Annotated in this window: 1 pseudogene; it reads left to right on the top strand. The window is 53.9% G+C overall.

Annotation, left to right across the window (positions count from 1 at the left end):
* Positions 1 to 199: 199 nt before the first annotated feature.
* Positions 200 to 282 (top strand): annotated as a pseudogene (locus EN857_RS34315) (transcriptional regulator BetI); the annotation flags it as partial.

Here is a 282-nt window from a genome sequence, read left to right as displayed (position 1 = left end):
AGGTGATGCCGGCCTGACCTGAACCTCAACACACGCTAGCACGATCCTGCCGCGGCATGAGATTCAATATTGTTCAACGATGAACCGTTTTCCAGCCTTTGGGATGGGCCAGAGCGACACGATCGATTGATCCCGGTGTCGATTTTTTATTGATTGATCCGTCAATAAAAAATAATCTTGGCTCGAACCGGATCCCAACATGCCCAAAATCGGAATGGAGCCAGTGCGCCGCAAGGCGCTGATCGATGCGACGATCTCCGCGATCGGCGAGCGCGGCTCGCT

It is taken from the genome of Mesorhizobium sp. M4B.F.Ca.ET.214.01.1.1 (assembly GCF_004791545.1).
GTDB classification, from domain to species: domain Bacteria; phylum Pseudomonadota; class Alphaproteobacteria; order Rhizobiales; family Rhizobiaceae; genus Mesorhizobium; species Mesorhizobium abyssinicae.
The sequence above is the reverse complement of the archived record's forward strand: the minus strand, read 5'-3'. Positions and strand labels throughout refer to the sequence as shown.